Raw genomic sequence first — 17,503 nt, 5'->3', positions numbered from 1 at the left:
GAGCCACGGAGATCGAAGGTGATCGTCCCTTGCCCCTGCCTCCCCACCCCTCCGGAAATTCACCCGTAGCCCGAGCAACCCTCTCCGCCCCCGGTGTGTCGTACAAGGTGTCAGGGCTCTGGAGGGGGATCCGGGGGGATCGTGGGGGTCTTGGCATCGGGAGGGGACACCGAGGGGCCCGGTCGACGGATCGGGCCCCTCTGAGCTTCCCGGAGCGCCCCCCTCAGAAGAACACCCCGCACCGCAGCAGCACATTCGCGTACGGTCGCGCCTCGCCCGTGCGCACGACCAGGCGGGCCCGCGCCGACAGTTCCTTCAGCTTCTCGTGCGGGACCAGGGTCAGTCCGGGGAAGTGCCCGTCCAGCAGTGCCGAAGCCGCCGGGTTGGCCCGGCGCACCTCGCTCGCCGCCGTCGCCCCCTCCACGACCAGCTCGTCGAGCAGACCCTCCAGCACCTCCGCGAAAGACGGCACCCCCGCCCGGAACGTGAGGTCCACCACGCGCGGCCCGTCCGGTATCGGCATGCCGGCGTCGCACACCAGCACCCCGTCCCCGTGCCCCAACTCCGCCAGCGCGCCCGCCAGATGACGATTGAGGATCCCCGCCTTCCTCACAGCGCGGCCACCTCCTGCGCCGTCGGGAACGACTCCTGCGCGCCCCGCCGGGTGACCGCCGCCGCCCCGACCCGCGCCGCGTACGCCGCCGCCTCCGCCAGCGACGAGCCCGTCCCCAGCTTCCAGGCCAGCGCCGCCGTGAAGGCGTCGCCCGCGCCCGTCGTGTCCACCGCGTCCACCGGCACCGACGCCACCCGGACCACGCCCTCGGCCGAGGCCGCCAGCGCGCCGTCCGCGCCCAGCGTCACGACCACCGAGCGCGGCCCCTTCGCCAGCAGGATCCGCGCCCAGTCCTCGGGCTGGTCGCCCACCGCCGCGTCCCCGAGAATCACCCTCGCCTCGTGCTCGTTGACGATCAGCGGATCGCAGGCCGCCAGCACCTCGGCGGGCAGCGGGCGCGGCGGGGACGGGTTGAGGACGAAACGGCTGCCGGGCGCGAGGCAGCGCACGACCTCCACGACCGTCTCCAGCGGGATCTCCAGCTGCGCCGACACCACCCGCGAGGCGTGGAAGAGACCGGCCGCCGCCCGCACGTCCTGCGGCGTCAGCCGGCCGTTCGCGCCCGGCGACACCACGATGCTGTTGTCACCCGACGGGTCCACCGTGATCAGCGCGACGCCGGTCGGCGCCCCGCCCACCAGCAGGCCCACCGTGTCCACCCCGGCCGCCCGCTGCGCGTCCAGCAGCAGCCGCCCGTGCGCGTCGTCGCCCACCCTGGCCAGCAGCGCCGTACGGGCGCCCAGACGGGCCGCCGCCACCGCCTGGTTGGCGCCCTTGCCGCCCGGATGGACGGCCAGGTCGGAGCCGAGGACCGTCTCCCCGGCCCCCGGCCGCCGTTCGACGCCGATCACCAGGTCGGCGTTGGCCGACCCCACGACCAGGAGGTCGTAGTCGTACATGAAGAAACTCCCCTGAAGCGTGGCCGGGGCGGGCGGCCGTGGTGACCGCCCGCCCGCGTGCCGGTGTCAGCCGCTGAACCCGGCCACGTTCTGCTTGGTGACCACCTTCACCGGCACCTTCACCGTCTGCTCGACCTTCTCGCCGCGCAGCGCCCTGAGCGCGTTGTCCACGGCGATCCGGCCCAGCTGCGACGGCTGCTGCGCGACGGACGCGTACAGCGTCCCTTCTTCAACGGCCTTCAGCCCGTCCGGAGTTCCGTCGAAGCCGACGACCTGGACCGACGTGCCGGCCTTGGCGCCCAGCGCCTTGATCGCGCCGAGCGCCATCTCGTCGTTGGCGGCGATGACGCCCTGCACGTCCGGGTGCGCCTGGAGCAGGTTCGACATCACGTCGAGTCCCTTGGTGCGGTCGAAGTCGGCCGGCTGCTGGGCCAGGACCTGGATGCCGGGGAAGGCCTTCAGCCCCTTGGCGAACCCATCCGCCCGCTCCCGGGCCGCCGACGTGCCCGCCTGCCCCTGGAGGATCACGATCTTGCCGTTGCCGCCCAGCTTCTCGGCGACCGTCTTCGCTGCCAGCTCGCCGCCGGCGACGTTGTCGGAGGCCACGAGCGCGTCCGTGGTCGCCTTGTTGACGCCGCGGTCGACCGCGATCACCGGGATGTCCGCCTTGCCGGCGGACCGCACCGACGGCCCCGCCGCGTCCGAGTCCACCGGGTTGACGATGATCGAGTCCACGCCGGAACCGGTGAAGTTCTGCAGCTGGTTGGCCTGCTGCGAGGCGTCGTTCTGCGCGTCGGTGACGGTCAGGTCCACGCCCAGCTTCTTCGCCTCGGCCTTCGCGCCGGACTGGATCTGCACGAAGAACGGGTTGTTGAGGGTGGACAGCGCCAGCCCGACCCTCGGGTTCGCCGTCGCGGGGGAGCCGCCGTGCAGGAACGAGGTCGCGCCGACGATCGCCACGGTGACCACGGCCGCGAGCCCGTACGTCGCCGCCTGCCTGCCCTTGCCGCCGCCGGCCCCGGCGGTCACCGGGGTCGCCCCGGCCTTGCGGCGCACCGTGTCCAGCAGCACCGCCAGCGCGATGACGACGCCGATGACGACCTGCTGCCAGAACGCCGACACGCTCAGCAGGTTGAGCCCGTTGCGCAGCACCGCGAGGATCAGCGCGCCGATCAGGGTGCCGGAGGCCTTACCCGTACCACCCGCGAGGGAGGCGCCGCCGATGACGACGGCGGCGATCGCGTCCAGTTCGTAGCCGTCGGCGGCCTGCGGCTGGGCCGAGGACAGCCGGGAGGCGAGCACGACGCCCGCGGCGGCGGCGAACACGCCGGACAGGGCGTAGATGGCGAGCTTCTGCTTCTTCACCCGCAGCCCCGACAGCCGGGCCGCCTCCTCGTTGCCCCCGATGGCGTACATCGAACGGCCTATGTAGGTACGGCCGAGCACGAACGCCGCGACCAGACCCATGACGATCATGACCAGTACCGGCACGGGCAGCCAGCCGCCCAGCGTGTCGCCGAGGTGCGAGACCGAGTCGGGGAAGGCGATCGGGGAGCCCTCGGAGATCACCAGCGACAGTCCGCGCGCCACCGACAGCATCGCCAGCGTGGCGATGAACGGCGGGAGTTTGCCGTACGCGATGAGGAACCCGTTCACCAGACCGCACACGACGCCGGTGACGACGGCCAGGGCGACGGCGATCACCACGGGCACGCCCTGCTGGGTGGCGCTCCACGCCAGCACGGTCGCCGACAGGGCCGCGACCGAGCCGACCGACAGGTCGATGCCCGCCGAGACGATCACGAAGGTCACGCCGAAGGCGAGGATGGCGGTCACGGCCGCCTGGACGCCCACGTTCAGCAGGTTGTCCGTGGTGAGGAAGTCGCCCGACAGCGCCGACATGGCGACGACGAGGACGATGAGCGCGGTGAGCGCGCCGTTGTCGAGGAGCAGACGGCGGACCGCCGCGGCGCCGCCACCGGCGCCCGTGGTGCTCTTGAGCGTGTCAGCGGCCACGGCCGGCCTCCACTTCAGTCGTAGGGGTAGTAGGGGTACTAGGGGTCGTACGGGTGCCGGCGGCGTCCTCGCCGCCGGGGGTGCTCACCGCGAGGGCCATCACCGTGTCCTGCGTCGCCTCGCCGGCCGGCAGTTCCCCGGCGATCCGGCCCTGGGCCATCACCAGCACCCGGTCGCTCATGCCGAGCACCTCGGGCAGATCGCTGGAGATCATCAGGACGGCGGCCCCGGCGGCCGTCAGCTCGTTGATCAGCTGGTAGATCTCGACCTTCGCACCGACGTCGATGCCGCGCGTCGGCTCGTCGAGGATCAGCACCCGTGTCTTCGCGAGCAGCCACTTGCCGATGACGACCTTCTGCTGGTTGCCGCCGGACAGGGTGCGCACATGCTGGCCGAGGCCCGCCATCCGCACCCCGAGCTGCCGGGCGATCCGGTCGGCGGCCTCGTGCTGCCCCTTGAGGTCGACGAGCCCCGCGCGCGTGGCCGACCTCAGGGTCACCAGACCGAGGTTCTCCTCGACGGAGGCGTCCAGCACCAGCCCTTGGCCCTTGCGGTCCTCCGGTACGAGACCGATCCCGGCCGCCAGGGCCGCGTTCACGTCATGACGCCTCAGCGCGGCGCCCCCGACCCGTACGGCTCCCCGGTCGTACGGGTCCGCCCCGAAGACGGCCCGTACGACCTCGGTACGACCCGCGCCGACGAGCCCGGCGACGCCGACGACCTCACCGGCGCGCACCTCGAAGCTGACGTCGTGGAAGACGCCGTCGCGGGTGAGCCCCTCCACGGTCAGCAGGGCCTCGCCGGCGCCGGGGCGTTCGCGCGGGTACTGCTGCTCGATGGAGCGGCCCACCATGAGCCGGACGAGTTCGTCCTCGGGGGTGGAGGCGGGCACCTGGCCGACGCTCCTGCCGTCGCGGATGACGGTGACGCGGTCGCCGAGGGCGGCGATCTCCTCCAGGTGGTGCGTGATGAACACGACGCCCACGCCGTCCTCGCGCAGCCTGCGCACGATCGCGAAGAGCTTGTCGACCTCCTCGGAGGTGAGCACGGCGGTCGGCTCGTCCATGATCAGCACGCGCGCGTCCAGGCTCAGCGCCTTCGCGATCTCGACCATCTGGAGCCGGGCGATGCCCAGTTCGCGCACCCGCGCGCGGGGCGACACCTGGACGCCGACCCGCTCCAGCAGGACGGCCGCCTCGGCCTCCATCCGCCGCCGGTCGATCATCCCGAAGCGGCGCGGCTGCCGCCCCAGGAAGATGTTCTCGGCGACCGTCAGGTCGGGGACGAGGTTGAACTCCTGGTAGATGGTGGCGATCCCGAGGCGTTCGGCGTCCTGCGCGCCCTGGATGCGCACCTCCTCGCCGCCGGCCAGGATCCGGCCGGCCTCGGGCGTGTAGGCGCCGGAGAGCATCTTGATGAGGGTGCTCTTGCCCGCGCCGTTCTCGCCGAGCAGCACATGCACCTCGCCCCGCCGGAGGTCGAAGTCGACGCCGTCGAGCGCGACCACACCGGGAAAGGTCTTGCGTATGCCTTCGATGCGCAGCAACTCGTCCGGGTTGCTCACGACGTACTCCTTCGTACGGGGGACTGTGCGGGGGACTGCGAGGGGCCCGGCTCGCCGCACGAGCGGCGTACGACGAGACGGGCGGTGAGGGTCACGGACTGCGGGGGCCGCCCCTCGATGCGGTCGACGAGCGCGCGCACGGCGGCCCGGCCCAGCTCACCGGTGGGCTGGGCGATGGCGGTGATGGGCGGATCGGTGTGCACGAACCAGCGGATGTCGTCGAAGGCCGCCAGCGCGATGTCGTCCGGGACGCGCAGCCCACGCGCGCGTACGGCGTCCAGCGCGCCCAGCACCATCAGGTTGTCCGCGGCGAAGACCACCTCGGGCGGCTCGGGCAGGTCGAGGAAGCCCTCGGTGACCCGCCGTCCGCTCTCGGCCTGGAAGTCGCCCTGCCCTATGTAGGCGTCGGGCAGCGGGAGTCCGTATTCGGCCATGGCGGCCCGGAAGGCCTCGACGCGTTCGCTGCCGGTGGTGGTGGCGGCCGGGCCCGCGATGATGGCGAGCCTGCGGTGCCCCAGGCCGTGCAGGTGTGCCACCAGGTCCCGTACGGCCTCCCGGCCGTCCGCGCGCACCACCGGCACGTCGACGCCCGGGATCCACCGGTCGACGAACACCATCGGCGTCCCCGCGCGCGCGGCGTCCAGCATCAGCGGGGAGCCGCCGTCGGTGGGGGAGACGAGCAGCCCGTCGATGCGGCGGTCGAGCAGGTTGCGGACGTGGTGGTCCTGGAGGTCGGGCCGCTCGTCGGCGTTGCCGATGACGACGCTGTAGCCGAGGGCGCGGGCCTCCTCCTCGACGGAGCGGGCCAGTTCGGTGAAGTACGGGTTGAGCACGTCGCTGATGACCAGGCCGAGGGTGTGGGTCTGGTCGGTGCGCAGCGACCGGGCGACGGCGTTGGGGCGGTAGCCCAGCGTCTGGACGGCGGCCAGCACGCGCGTGCGTGCGTCGGCGCTGACGGACGGGTGGTCGTTCAGGACGCGCGACACCGTGGCGACGGAGACCCCCGCCTCGGCGGCGACGTCCTTGATGCTCGCCATCGCCGGTCCACCTCCTCGTGGAACTTGATGCAGTCGTGGAATCGATTACATCGACATGTGCGGACGATTGGAATCGATTACATGGAGGGAATCAAGACCCCGGCGTGGCCGAAATCGAACCGTGATGAACCCCGAAGGCGTCCACGTCCGGGTTCTAGGCTGCCCCTGTCCGATGCGGGTGGCATGCCCGCGCCAATCCACAGGGGAGCAATCAGCTATGCGCGCAGCTCGGATACTCGGTGTGGCCGTGGGGGCCGCCGCACTGGTCGGGACCTCGTTCGTCGTCGCCGGCCCGGCGGCCGCGGCGGGGTGCACGGCGAAGGCCCTGGAGACGGTGGTCATCCGGTCCACGACGAGCACCGGCGGCACGGCTCTCGCCCAGCTCAACAAGGGTCAGAGCGCGTCCGCGTCCTGCACCATGTACTACGGCAGCGCCTCGTACGAGAAGTGCGACATCGTCAGCAAGCGCTGGGTGAAGGTCACGAGAAGCGGCGTCACCGGGTACGTGGTCGGCACCTGTGTGACGATCACGGAGAACTGACCCGGCCGCCCGGCGCCGGCGGGCGGTCCGCCCTGTCGGTGCCGGGCGGTACCGTCGGATCATGTCCGACAAGGCGGGGGCCTCCCAGGCGGCAGAGCGGCGACTGGCCACGCTCGAAGGCGTGCTCGAACGCATCACGTACGCCAACGAGGAGAACGGCTACACGGTCGCGCGCGTGGACACCGGCCGGGGAGCCGGCGACCTCCTCACGGTCGTCGGGGCGCTGCTCGGCGCGCAGGTGGGGGAGTCCCTGCGCATGGAGGGCCGCTGGGGCTCCCACCCGCAGTACGGCAAGCAGTTCACCGTCGAGAACTACACGACCGTCCTGCCCGCCACCGTCCAGGGCATCCGCCGCTACCTGGGGTCCGGCCTGGTCAAAGGCATCGGCCCGGTGTTCGCCGACCGCATCACCCAGCACTTCGGCATCGACACCCTGAAGATCATCGAGGAGGAGCCGAAGCGCCTCGTCGAGGTGCCGGGGCTCGGCCCCAAGCGCACCAGGAAGATCGCCGACGCCTGGGAGGAGCAGAAGGCGATCAAGGAGGTCATGCTCTTCCTCCAGACCGTCGAGGTCTCCACCTCCATCGCGGTGCGCATCTACAAGAAGTACGGCGACGCCTCGATCTCCGTCGTGAAGAACCACCCCTACCGGCTGGCCGCCGACGTCTGGGGCATCGGCTTCCTCACCGCCGACAAGATCGCCCAGTCGGTCGGCATCCCGCACGACAGCCCCGAGCGCGTCAAGGCGGGCCTGCAGTACGCCCTTTCGCAGTCCGCCGACCAGGGCCACTGCTATCTGCCCGAGGAACGGCTCATCGCCGACGCGGTCAAGCTCCTCCAGGTCGACACCGGGCTCGTCATCGAGTGCCTCGCCGAGCTGTCCCACCCGGACGAGGAATCCGGTGAACCCGGCGTCGTACGCGAGAAGGTGCCCGGCCCGGACGGCGGCGAAGAGGTCACCGCCGTCTACCTCGTCCCGTTCCACCGCGCCGAACTCTCCCTCTCCGCCCAGCTGTCACGCCTGCTGCGCACCGGCGAGGACCGGATGCCGGCCTTCGGCGAGGTGCACTGGGACAAGGCGCTGGCGTGGCTCAAGGGCCGTACCGGGGCCGACCTCGCTCCCGAGCAGGAGGCCGCCGTCAGGCTGGCACTCACCGAGAAGGTCGCCGTGCTCACCGGCGGCCCCGGCTGCGGAAAGTCCTTCACCGTCCGCTCGGTCGTGGAGCTGGCCCGCGCGAAGAAAGCGAAGGTCGTGCTCGCCGCCCCGACCGGCCGCGCCGCCAAGCGGCTGGCCGAGCTGACCGGCGCCGAGGCCTCCACCGTGCACCGCCTGCTGGAGCTCAAACCCGGCGGCGACGCGGCCTACGACCGCGACCGCCCGCTCGACGCCGACCTGGTGGTCGTCGACGAGGCCTCGATGCTGGACCTGCTGCTCGCCAACAAGCTGGTGAAGGCCGTCCCGCCGGGCGCGCACCTGCTCTTCGTCGGGGACGTCGACCAGTTGCCCAGCGTCGGCGCGGGCGAGGTGCTGCGCGATCTGCTCGCCGAGGGCAGCCCGGTGCCCGCCGTGCGCCTCACGCGCGTGTTCCGCCAGGCCCAGCAGTCCGGCGTGGTGACCAACGCCCACCGGATCAACGCCGGGCAGCATCCGGTCACCGACGGCATGAAGGACTTCTTCCTCTTCGTCGAGGACGACACGGAGGAGGCCGGCCGGCTCACCGTGGACGTGGCCGCCCGCCGCATCCCGGCCAGGTTCGGGCTCGACCCGCGCCGGGACGTGCAGGTCCTGGCCCCCATGCACCGCGGCCCCGCCGGCGCCGGCGCCCTCAACGGCCTGCTCCAGCAGGCCATCACCCCGGGCCGCCCCGACGTGCCCGAGAAGCGGTTCGGCGGCCGGGTCTTCCGCGTCGGCGACAAGGTCACCCAGATCCGCAACAATTACGAGAAGGGGGAGAACGGTGTCTTCAACGGCACGGTGGGCGTGGTCACCGCGCTCGACCCGGTCGACCAGCGCCTCACGGTGGTGACGGACGAGGACGAGGAGGTGCCGTACGAGTTCGACGAACTGGACGAACTGGCCCACGCGTACGCGGTCACCATCCACCGTTCACAGGGAAGTGAATATCCCGCCGTGGTGATCCCCGTCACCACCGGTGCATGGATGATGCTGCAGCGGAACCTGCTGTACACGGCGGTGACCCGGGCCAAGCGGCTGGTCGTCCTCGTCGGTTCGCGCAAGGCGATCGGCCAGGCCGTGCGCACGGTGTCGGCGGGGCGGCGCTGCACGGCGCTCGACTTCCGTCTCGCGGGCTCCTGACCTCGCCTGCGAGCCCCCCGGCAAGCCCTTGCTGAGGCCTCAGCGGACGCCTGGTGAAAAATGATCGATCAAATGAGTCGTGAAGGTCACAGAGCACTTCCGCAAGCGTGACGCAGACGGCAGGATGAGCAAGTTGGCGGCACTGAGTGCCGTCGGCAAGCCCAATGGTCGACCCCGAGTGCACTCTCGTGCGCCAAATGGGGGATGGTAGAGACAGTCAGGGCAACCTCGAAGAAGAGGCACAACGTCGGTGAGGGATGACGTGAGCGAGCACACCAACAACGCTGTAGTACTGCGGTACGGCGACGGCGAGTACACCTACCCGGTGATCGACAGCACCGTCGGCGACAAGGGCTTCGACATCGGGAAGCTCCGCGCCCAGACCGGTCTGGTGACCCTGGACAGCGGATACGGCAACACCGCCGCCTATAAATCCGCCGTCACCTACCTCGACGGCGAAGCCGGCATCCTGCGGTACCGCGGCTACCCGATCGAGCAGCTGGCCGAGCGCTCCACCTTCCTGGAGGTGGCCTACCTGCTGATCAACGGTGAGCTGCCGACCGTCGACGAGCTCTCCCTGTTCAAGAACGACATCACGCAGCACACCCTGCTGCACGAGGACGTCAAGAACTTCTACCGCGGCTTCCCGCGCGACGCCCACCCGATGGCCATGCTGTCCTCGGTGGTCTCCGCGCTGTCCACGTTCTACCAGGACAGCCACAACCCGTTCGACGAGAAGCAGCGCAACCTCTCGACGATCCGCCTGCTCGCCAAGCTCCCGACGATCGCCGCGTACGCGTACAAGAAGTCGATCGGTCACCCGTTCGTCTACCCGCGCAACGACCTCGGCTACGTCGAGAACTTCCTGCGCATGACCTTCTCCGTCCCCGCGCAGGAGTACGAGCTCGACCCGGTCGTCGTCTCCGCCCTGGACAAGCTGCTCATCCTGCACGCTGACCACGAGCAGAACTGTTCGACCTCCACGGTCCGCCTGGTCGGCTCCTCGCAGGCGAACATGTTCGCCTCGATCTCCGCCGGCATCAACGCACTCTGGGGCCCGCTGCACGGCGGCGCCAACCAGTCGGTGCTGGAGATGCTGGAGGGCATCCGCGACTCCGGCGGCGACGTCGACACCTTCATCCGCAAGGTGAAGAACAAGGAGGACGGCGTCCGCCTGATGGGCTTCGGCCACCGGGTCTACAAGAACTTCGACCCGCGCGCCAAGATCATCAAGGCCGCCGCGCACGACGTGCTGTCCGCCCTCGGCAAGTCCGACGAGCTGCTGGACATCGCGCTGAAGCTGGAGGAGCACGCGCTCTCCGACGACTACTTCGTCTCGCGCAGCCTCTACCCGAACGTCGACTTCTACACCGGCCTGATCTACCGGGCCATGGGCTTCCCGACCGAGATGTTCACGGTCCTGTTCGCCCTGGGCCGCCTCCCGGGCTGGATCGCCCAGTGGCACGAGATGATCAAGGAGCCCGGCTCCCGCATCGGCCGCCCGCGCCAGATCTACACCGGCGTGGTGGAGCGGGACTTCGTCCCGGTCGAGGAGCGCTGAGCCCTGCGGGGCTGAGCGGGGTGGCCTTGCCGGCCGGGGCTGCGAGGCTTCGGTCGGCGGGGCGGGCCGAGCGCTCTGTTTGATCGGCCGCGGCGCCGTCGTGGCTTGGCGCGCAGTTCCCCGCGCCCCTGAGGGTGTTGCCGAACCGGAGTGAAGCAAGAGCCGTTCGTCCCCGCGCCCCTAGAGGGCTGTCGAACCCGAGTTGAGCAGGAGCCGTCCGTCAGGGCGGCTCCTTTGCGTGTCGGCGCATACAGAAGGCGCCCTGGTGCGCCGGTCCCCCCACGGGCCGACGACCAGGGCGCCTTCCCATGTCCCGGTGCGGATTCCCCCCACGGGATCCGGCCGGGCGCTTGTGAGGACACAGCGCCTGAATCGCTGATGCCGATATGCGGTTGTCGTGCCGGCGGGAGTTGAGCAGAACGAGCAGAACTCGCCGTACTCCTGCCGTGTGCGGTCTGCCGGGACAACGCACGCTGGGAGGGCCGCTCAAAGCTTCCCGGTGTGCGTGCCCCGGCAACGCATCTCTGAGGAAGTCCCCCAAGACATCCCCAGATGTCAGGTCGCGCCCCCCAAGACGCTTGCTGACATCGTCAACTTAGACCTTCGAACCCCTTCGATGGTTACGTTCGCATCACTGTGATCTGTGTCTCTTGCATATGTCCTGAAAGATGCGCAAGAGCCCGGATACAGCGATCGAGGCCCAAGCGTAAGGATGATGCGCGAGCCTTGTGAAGAGCTTATGTGAGGCTCGCGCCGGACTCCAGGGGGACTGTTGTTTCGAGTTGGTCTAACCGTGGGTAACTTGCATCGCCGCCCCGGCCCGCGTCAGCGGAACGTCCGCAGCCGCAGGCTGTTCGTCACCACGAACACCGACGAGAAGGCCATCGCCGCCCCCGCCAGCATCGGGTTCAGCAGCCCCGCCGCGGCCAGCGGCAGCGCGGCCACGTTGTAGCCGAAGGCCCACACCAGGTTTCCCTTGATCGTGGACAGGGTCCGCCGGGAGAGCCGGATGGCGTCCGCGGCCACCCGCAGGTCACCGCGGACGAGGGTCAGGTCGCCCGCCTCGATCGCCGCGTCCGTGCCCGTCCCCATGGCCAGGCCGAGATCGGCCGTGGCGAGCGCGGCCGCGTCGTTGACGCCGTCGCCGACCATCGCGACGACCCGTCCCTCACCTTGCAGCCGCTCGACGACGGCGACCTTCTCCTCCGGCAGCACCTCGGCCACCACCTCGTCGATCCCGACCCGCGCGGCCACCGCCTCGGCCACCGCCCGGTTGTCGCCGGTCAGCAGCACCGGCGTGAGCCCCAGCGCGCGCAGCCGCCGTACCGCTTCCGCGCTGGTCTCCTTGACGGCGTCGGCGACCGCGAGCACCCCGCGCGGGGCCCCGTCCCAGCCGACGACGACCGCGGTACGTCCGCCCCGCTCGGCCTCGTCCTTGGCGCGGGCCAGCTCCGCCGGGAGACTCCCGGCGTGCTCGGCGAGCCGCCCCACGGCCACCTCGTGGCCCTCCACGCGCCCGCGTACGCCACGCCCGGGCACGTTCTCGAAGTGCTCGGCCGCAGGCAGCCGGCCGGCGCGTTCCTCCGCTCCCGCGGCCACCGCGCGGGCGACCGGGTGCTCGGAGGCGTGCTCCAGGGCGCCCGCGAGCCGCAGCACCTGCTTCTCGTCGACGCCCTCGGCGGCGTACACCTCGTGGAGGGTCATGCGGCCGGTGGTCACCGTGCCCGTCTTGTCGAGGACGACGGTGTCCACGCGACGCGTGCTCTCCAGGACCTCCGGCCCCTTGATGAGGATGCCCAGCTGGGCGCCGCGTCCCGTCCCCACCAGCAGCGCGGTGGGCGTGGCGAGCCCCAGGGCGCACGGGCAGGCGATGATCAGCACCGCGACCGCCGCCGTGAAGGCGGCCGCGGTGTCCCCGGTGAGCGCGATCCACGCCCCGAAGGTCGCCGCCGCGATCAGCAGCACCACCGGGACGAAGACCCCGGCGACCCGGTCGGCCAGCCGCTGCACCTCGGCCTTGCCGTTCTGCGCGTCCTCGACCAGCCGCGCCATCCGCGCGAGCCGGGTGTCGGCGCCGATCCGGGCGGCCTCGACGACGAGCCGCCCGCCGGCGTTGACGGTGGCGCCGGTGACGGCGTCGCCCGGTCCGACGTCCACCGGGACCGACTCGCCGGTCAGCATCGACGCGTCCACCGCGGACACGCCCTCGACGACGGTCCCGTCGGTGGCGATCTTCTCTCCGGGGCGTACGACGAACCGGTCCCCTACGGCCAGCCGGTCCACCGGGATCCGCACCTCGCGCCCGTCCCGCAGCACGGCGACGTCCTTGGCGCCCAGCTCCATCAGCGCCCGCAGCGCCGCTCCCGCGCGGCGCTTGGAGCGGGCCTCCAGATAGCGGCCCAGGAGGATGAAGGCGGTGACCCCGGCGGCGACCTCCAGATAGATCGACGACGCGCCGTCCGTCCGCGAGACGGTCAGCTCGAAGGGGTGCCGCATGCCGTGCATGCCCGCGTCCCCGAAGAACAGCGCCCACAGCGACCAGCCGAACGCGGCCAGCGTGCCGACGGAGACGAGCGTGTCCATGGTGAAGGCGCCGTGCCGAAGGTTCGTCCACGCCGACCGGTGGAACGGCAGGGCGCCCCACACGACCACGGGCGCGGCCAGGGTCAGCGACAGCCACTGCCAGTTGTCGAACTGCAGCGCCGGGACCATCGCCAGCAGCACGACGGGCGCGGCGAGGAGGGCGGAGACGACGAGCCGGCCGCGCAGCGCGGCCAGTTCGGGGTCGGCCGGGGCCTCTTCAGCCTGTTCGGGGTCCGGGGCCGGGGGTGCGGGCTCCTCGGCGGTGTACCCGGTCTTCACGACGGTGGCGATCAGGTCGGCGACCTCGATCCCGGCGGGGTAGGAGATCTTCGCCTTCTCCGTGGCGTAGTTGACCGTGGCGGTGACGCCGTCCATGCGGTTGAGCTTCTTCTCCACGCGGGCCGCGCAGGAGGCGCAGGTCATCCCGCCGATGAGCAGCTCGACCTCGGTGGTGCCGCCCGCGTCGGTCAGGGTGGCGGCGCCGGCTATCGGGGTCCCTGTGGCTGTGGTGCTGGACATGTCCGTACTCCAGAGAGCGAACGGGCCGTACGGACCCGGCGACGCGGTCGGTACGGCCCGATGCGGGGGAGGGCGAGGGCGGAGCGCCCGAGGCGGCCCGGGGAGCTCGATGAGCTCAAGGGGGCTCGGGGTGTGGCGCCCGGGGGGCGGACGCCGTGGGAACGGGTGCCCGGCGAGGGGCGTCTCAGGCGCGGCCGACCAGTTCGAAGCCCGCCTCGTCGACGGCGGTGCGCACGGCCTCCTCGTCCAGCGGCTCGGCGGAGACGACGGTGACCTCGCCGCTGGAGGCGACGGCCTGCACCGAGTTGACGCCGGGAAGCTCCGAGATCTCGCCGGAGACGGCGCCCTCGCAGTGGCCGCAGCTCATGCCGCTCACCTTGAAGACGGTGGTGACGGAGCCCGGAGTGTCGGTGTGGGCGGTCATGTCGTTACTCCTCGTCGGGGCGTGGGGCTGAGGGGGCCTGTGGGAGCCTCCACTTACGAGACTATACCCCTAGGGGGTATTTCTCCAAGGAACCCCGGCCCCGGGTGGAGTGAGGCGGGGAGGTGTCGTCAGCCCTGACCGGGGCGGTCGCCCATCAGCGGTCGCAGGTAGCGGATGAGGACGTCCTTCAGCTCCTCGACGTACGCGTCCCGCTCCGCGCCCTCGTGGCCGAGGACCAGCTCCAGCCCCGACTTGTAGATGCCGAGGCACATGTGGGCGGTGCGGGTGAGGGCGGCGGGCGGCGTGTCGGGCAGGAGCGAGGCGAGGAGGTCCTCGATCCGGGAGAGCAGCGTGGTGTGCAGCGCGTCGTGCTGCTCGGCCACGCGGCCCGGGATGTCGGGGCCGTGCATCAGGGCGAAGAACACCGGGTGCTCGCAGTTGAAGGCGATGAACCGGTCGACGGCGGCGCCGACGGCCTCCTCCAGCGGGGTCGCGGGGGCGACCGGGGCGAGCGCCTCGCCGTAGGTCTCGCGCATCTCGTGCATGAGCCGGCCGCCCAGCTCGATCGCGATCGCTTCCTTGTTCGGGAAGAACTGGTAGAGCGTCCCCGGGGAGACGCCGGCCTCGCGGGCGATGGCGTTGGTGCTGGCGGCCGTGTAGCCGGTGGTGCAGAAGACGGACGCGGCGGCTTCCAGGAGCTGGGCGATACGGCGCTCACCGCGGGCCTGGCGGCGGCGCGGCTGCTCCTTCTCCTGGCTCCCGGCGGCGTCGGGCGCGGTCTCTGGCGCGTTGTCTGGCGCGTTGTCGGGCGCGGTCTCTGGCGCGGTGTCGGGCACGCGTTTTCCCCAGTTCTCCGAACACGATTGACAAACACGAGCGGGCGCTCGCATTCTGGATCCAGTGAAACGCGAGCGACGTCTCGTGTTCGCCAGTCTATGGCTGTGCCTGTGGCTGTGGCAGATCCATGCTGCCTGTTCGCGGCCGCCGGGGCGTGACGCGCTCCGCGGTCGCGGCGCGTTCGGCGCGTTTCGTGAGTCCGGTCGCGGCGCGTTCAGTGAGTCCGGTAGGGGGAGTCAAGGTGAAGGGGCACCGCACGATGACCGAAGTCGACGGCCCGCCGCGCGTCGGGGGCTGGACGCGGCGCGTGACCGCGCGCCCCCGGCTGACCCTGCTCGCCGCGCTGGTGCTCACCGCCCTCGCGGTGCTGGCCGGCAGCGGAGTCGCCGACCGCCTGGGCAGCGGCGGCTGGCAGGACCCGGCCGCGCAGTCTACGTACGCGACCGAGGCGCTGGAGCGCGAGTTCCCCGACTCCCAGCCGAACCTGCTGCTGCTCGTCGACACCGGCCGGGCCTCGGTCGACGACCCGGCGGTCGCCGCCGAAGCCGGCCGGCTGGTGAAGCGGCTGGCCGCCGAGAAAGGCGTCGTCGGCGTGGGCTCCTACTGGCAGGCGCCGGCCGACCGGGCCCCCGCCCTGCGCGCCGAGGACGGCCATGAGGCGCTGATCGCCGCCCGGCTCACCGGCGACGAGAAGACCACGGGCGAGACCCTCGAACGCATCGCCCCCACCTACCGGGGAGCGCACGGCCCGGTGAAGGTCACGCTCGGCGGCATGGTCGCCGTACGGCACGAGATGCAGACGACCATCCAGGAGGACCTCCTCCGCGCCGAGATCATCGCCCTGCCGATCACCCTGGTGCTGCTGGTGATGGTCTTCGGCAGTGCGGTCGCCGCCCTGCTCCCGCTCGGTATCGGCATCGTCGCCATCCTGGGCACCAACGCGGTCCTCAGCGGCCTGGCGGAGTTCACCGACGTCTCCATCTTCGCGATGAACCTCACCACGGCCCTCGGCCTCGGACTCGCCATCGACTACGCCCTGTTCATCGTCCGCCGCTTCCGCGAGGAGCTCGCCACCGGCGCCGAGCCGCCGACGGCCATCGCCACCACACTGCGCACGGCGGGCCGCACCGTGCTGTTCTCGGCGCTCACGGTCGCGGTGTCCCTCGCGGCGATGCTCGTCTTCCCTCAGTACTTCCTGCGCTCCTTCGCCTACGCGGGCATCGCGGTCGTGCTGCTGGCCGCGGCGGCGGCCCTGATCCTGCTGCCGGCCGCCCTCATCCTGCTCGGCCACCGAGTCGACGCACTGGACCTGCGCCGCCTGTTCCGCAGGGGCGGGCCGGCGGCGGAGCCCGCGGGCGGGACCGGCCGGGAGAGCGGCACGGCCTGGGCGCGCGCGGCGACGCTGGTGATGCGCCGCGCCCCCTTCTTCGCCCTGGCGACCACGGCCGTCCTGGTCCTCCTCGGCCTGCCCTTCCTGGGCGTCAAGTTCGGCACCGCCGACGACCGCCAACTGCCCGCCTCCGCCGAGTCCCACGTCGTGCAGCAGCACATCCGGGACGGCTTCCCGGGCAGCCCCGGCGGCGCGCTGGAAGTCCTCGCCGAGGGCAAGGCGAGCGCGTCCCAGTACGCGGAGTACGGGCAGCGCGTCGCCGGCCTGCCCGAAGTGTCCCGGGTGGACGGCCCGTTGGTGAAGGGCGACACCGCCTACTTCACGGTGCAGCCCGAGGGCGAGGCCGTGGGCGACTCCGCCCAGCGCCTGGTCGGCGACCTGCGGGCGCTCGACGCACCCTTCGACGTCAAGGTGACCGGCACGGCGGCCGTACTGGTCGACTCCAAGCACGCGATCGCCGAGCGGCTCCCCTGGGCGCTGGCCGTCATCGCGATCGTCACCCTGCTGCTGGTCTTCCTGCTCACGGGCAGCGTGCTCATACCGCTCCAGGCGGTCCTGCTCAACGCGCTCAGCCTGACGGCGATGTTCGGCGCGGTCGTCTGGGTCTTCCAGGACGGCCACCTCTCCGGCCTCTTGGGCTTCACCAGCCCCGGCTCCATCGAGACGACCCTGCCCGTCCTGATGTTTTGCGTCGCCTTCGGCCTCTCCATGGACTACGGCGTCTTCCTGCTCTCGCGGATCAAGGAGGAGTACGACCACACCGGGGACCACGAAGGGGCGGTCCGCCTGGGCCTCCAGCGCACGGGCGGTCTGATCACCGCGGCGGCCGTCATCCTGGCCGTGGTGATGGTCGCGATAGGCACCTCGCGCGTGACCAACACCAAGATGCTCGGCCTGGGCATCGCACTGGCGGTCCTGATGGACGCGATGGTCGTCCGCAGCCTCCTGGTGCCGGCGATCATGCGGCTCACCGGCAGGGCCACCTGGTGGGCGCCGGCCCCCCTGCGCCGGTTCCACGCCCGCTTCGGCGTCAGCGAGGGAGGAGGCCCGGCCCCGGCCCCGGCCGCCGAGACCTCACCCGAGCACGACACCGTGGGGGCGCGCGGCTAGCGTTCGCGGAGGTCCCTGTGGTCCCTGTGGTCCGGGGCGAGCCCGTTGGTCCCGGGTGCCGCGGGCGGCCAGGGCGACGGAGAAAGCGAGGG

12 protein-coding genes are annotated in these 17,503 nt (G+C 71.5%); 4 read left to right on the top strand and 8 right to left on the bottom strand.

From position 1 onward, the window contains the following. Positions 1 to 223 precede the first annotated feature (223 nt). From rbsD to ACFYXA_RS29205, 5 genes are all read right to left on the bottom strand, one after another. Positions 224 to 613 (bottom strand): D-ribose pyranase, encoded by a 390-nt coding sequence (rbsD, locus tag ACFYXA_RS29225; protein ID WP_389038455.1) that lies wholly within the window; start codon positions 611 to 613, stop codon positions 224 to 226. Next, positions 610 to 1,512, bottom strand: a complete 903-nt coding sequence (locus ACFYXA_RS29220; RefSeq protein ID WP_352251867.1) for a ribokinase — start codon at positions 1,510 to 1,512, stop codon at positions 610 to 612. The genes rbsD and ACFYXA_RS29220 overlap by 4 nt, the downstream gene beginning before the upstream one ends. A 66-nt stretch (positions 1,513 to 1,578) precedes the next feature. Next, entirely contained in the window at positions 1,579 to 3,528 is a 1,950-nt protein-coding gene (locus ACFYXA_RS29215; RefSeq protein WP_389038452.1) for a substrate-binding domain-containing protein, read from the bottom strand. After that, a complete protein-coding gene (locus tag ACFYXA_RS29210; RefSeq protein WP_389038449.1) occupies positions 3,518 to 5,092 on the bottom strand; it encodes a sugar ABC transporter ATP-binding protein in 1,575 nt (524 codons plus the stop codon). Before ACFYXA_RS29210 ends, ACFYXA_RS29215 begins: the two co-directional genes overlap by 11 nt. Continuing rightward, the gene (locus ACFYXA_RS29205; RefSeq protein ID WP_352251873.1) at positions 5,089 to 6,129 is read right to left on the bottom strand and encodes a LacI family DNA-binding transcriptional regulator; all 1,041 of its coding nucleotides are present in this window, start codon (positions 6,127 to 6,129) and stop codon (positions 5,089 to 5,091) included. The genes ACFYXA_RS29210 and ACFYXA_RS29205 overlap by 4 nt, the downstream gene beginning before the upstream one ends. Before the next feature lie 217 nt (positions 6,130 to 6,346). On the opposite strand from ACFYXA_RS29205, the gene ACFYXA_RS29200 reads away from it, so the two are divergent. The 3 genes from ACFYXA_RS29200 (at position 6,347) to ACFYXA_RS29190 (ending at position 10,548) form a co-directional block, all read left to right on the top strand. Next, positions 6,347 to 6,670: a hypothetical protein gene (locus ACFYXA_RS29200; RefSeq protein WP_389038444.1), complete on the top strand. Its 324-nt coding sequence runs from the start codon at positions 6,347 to 6,349 to the stop codon at positions 6,668 to 6,670. A 61-nt stretch (positions 6,671 to 6,731) separates the two neighbouring features. Beyond that, positions 6,732 to 8,987 carry an ATP-dependent RecD-like DNA helicase gene (locus ACFYXA_RS29195; protein ID WP_389038441.1) on the top strand — a complete coding sequence of 752 codons (2,256 nt, stop codon included), beginning with the start codon at positions 6,732 to 6,734 and terminating at the stop codon, positions 8,985 to 8,987. A gap of 262 nt (positions 8,988 to 9,249) precedes the next feature. Then, positions 9,250 to 10,548, top strand: coding sequence for a citrate synthase (locus ACFYXA_RS29190; protein WP_130436682.1), 1,299 nt, complete (start codon positions 9,250 to 9,252; stop codon positions 10,546 to 10,548). An 825-nt stretch (positions 10,549 to 11,373) separates the two neighbouring features. Here ACFYXA_RS29190 and ACFYXA_RS29185 read toward each other — a convergent pair. The 3 genes from ACFYXA_RS29185 to ACFYXA_RS29175 form a co-directional block, all read right to left on the bottom strand. Beyond that, a complete protein-coding gene (locus ACFYXA_RS29185) occupies positions 11,374 to 13,650 on the bottom strand; it encodes a heavy metal translocating P-type ATPase (protein WP_389038437.1) in 2,277 nt (758 codons plus the stop codon). Positions 13,651 to 13,834: 184 nt separating this feature from the next. After that, a complete protein-coding gene (locus tag ACFYXA_RS29180; protein WP_389038434.1) occupies positions 13,835 to 14,074 on the bottom strand; it encodes a heavy-metal-associated domain-containing protein in 240 nt (79 codons plus the stop codon). Between the two features lie 128 nt (positions 14,075 to 14,202). After that, positions 14,203 to 14,964 (bottom strand): TetR/AcrR family transcriptional regulator, encoded by a 762-nt coding sequence (locus tag ACFYXA_RS29175; protein ID WP_389038431.1) that lies wholly within the window; start codon positions 14,962 to 14,964, stop codon positions 14,203 to 14,205. A gap of 206 nt (positions 14,965 to 15,170) precedes the next feature. Here ACFYXA_RS29175 and ACFYXA_RS29170 point away from each other — a divergent pair, with 206 nt between their 5' ends. Next, positions 15,171 to 17,411 (top strand): MMPL family transporter, encoded by a 2,241-nt coding sequence (locus tag ACFYXA_RS29170; RefSeq protein ID WP_389038427.1) that lies wholly within the window; start codon positions 15,171 to 15,173, stop codon positions 17,409 to 17,411. The last annotated feature ends 92 nt before the right edge of the window (positions 17,412 to 17,503 follow it).

The sequence above is a fragment of the Streptomyces sp. NPDC002566 genome, assembly GCF_042889585.1.
Classification (GTDB): domain Bacteria; phylum Actinomycetota; class Actinomycetes; order Streptomycetales; family Streptomycetaceae; genus Streptomyces.
Note: the sequence above shows the minus strand (reverse complement) of the source record. Positions and strands in the feature narration are given on the sequence as shown.

What these genes read in the sequence shown, in the direction of transcription:
- ACFYXA_RS29200 (WP_389038444.1), top strand. Translation starts at nt 6,347, where the DNA reads ATGCGCGCAGCTCGGATACTCGGTGTGGCCGTGGGGGCCGCCGCACTG.
- ACFYXA_RS29205 (WP_352251873.1), bottom strand. Translation starts at nt 6,129, where the DNA reads ATGGCGAGCATCAAGGACGTCGCCGCCGAGGCGGGGGTCTCCGTCGCC.
- ACFYXA_RS29180 (WP_389038434.1), bottom strand. Translation starts at nt 14,074, where the DNA reads ATGACCGCCCACACCGACACTCCGGGCTCCGTCACCACCGTCTTCAAG.
- ACFYXA_RS29195 (WP_389038441.1), top strand. Translation starts at nt 6,732, where the DNA reads ATGTCCGACAAGGCGGGGGCCTCCCAGGCGGCAGAGCGGCGACTGGCC.
- ACFYXA_RS29175 (WP_389038431.1), bottom strand. Translation starts at nt 14,964, where the DNA reads ATGCGAGCGCCCGCTCGTGTTTGTCAATCGTGTTCGGAGAACTGGGGA.
- ACFYXA_RS29170 (WP_389038427.1), top strand. Translation starts at nt 15,171, where the DNA reads ATGACCGAAGTCGACGGCCCGCCGCGCGTCGGGGGCTGGACGCGGCGC.
- ACFYXA_RS29185 (WP_389038437.1), bottom strand. Translation starts at nt 13,650, where the DNA reads ATGTCCAGCACCACAGCCACAGGGACCCCGATAGCCGGCGCCGCCACC.
- ACFYXA_RS29220 (WP_352251867.1), bottom strand. Translation starts at nt 1,512, where the DNA reads ATGTACGACTACGACCTCCTGGTCGTGGGGTCGGCCAACGCCGACCTG.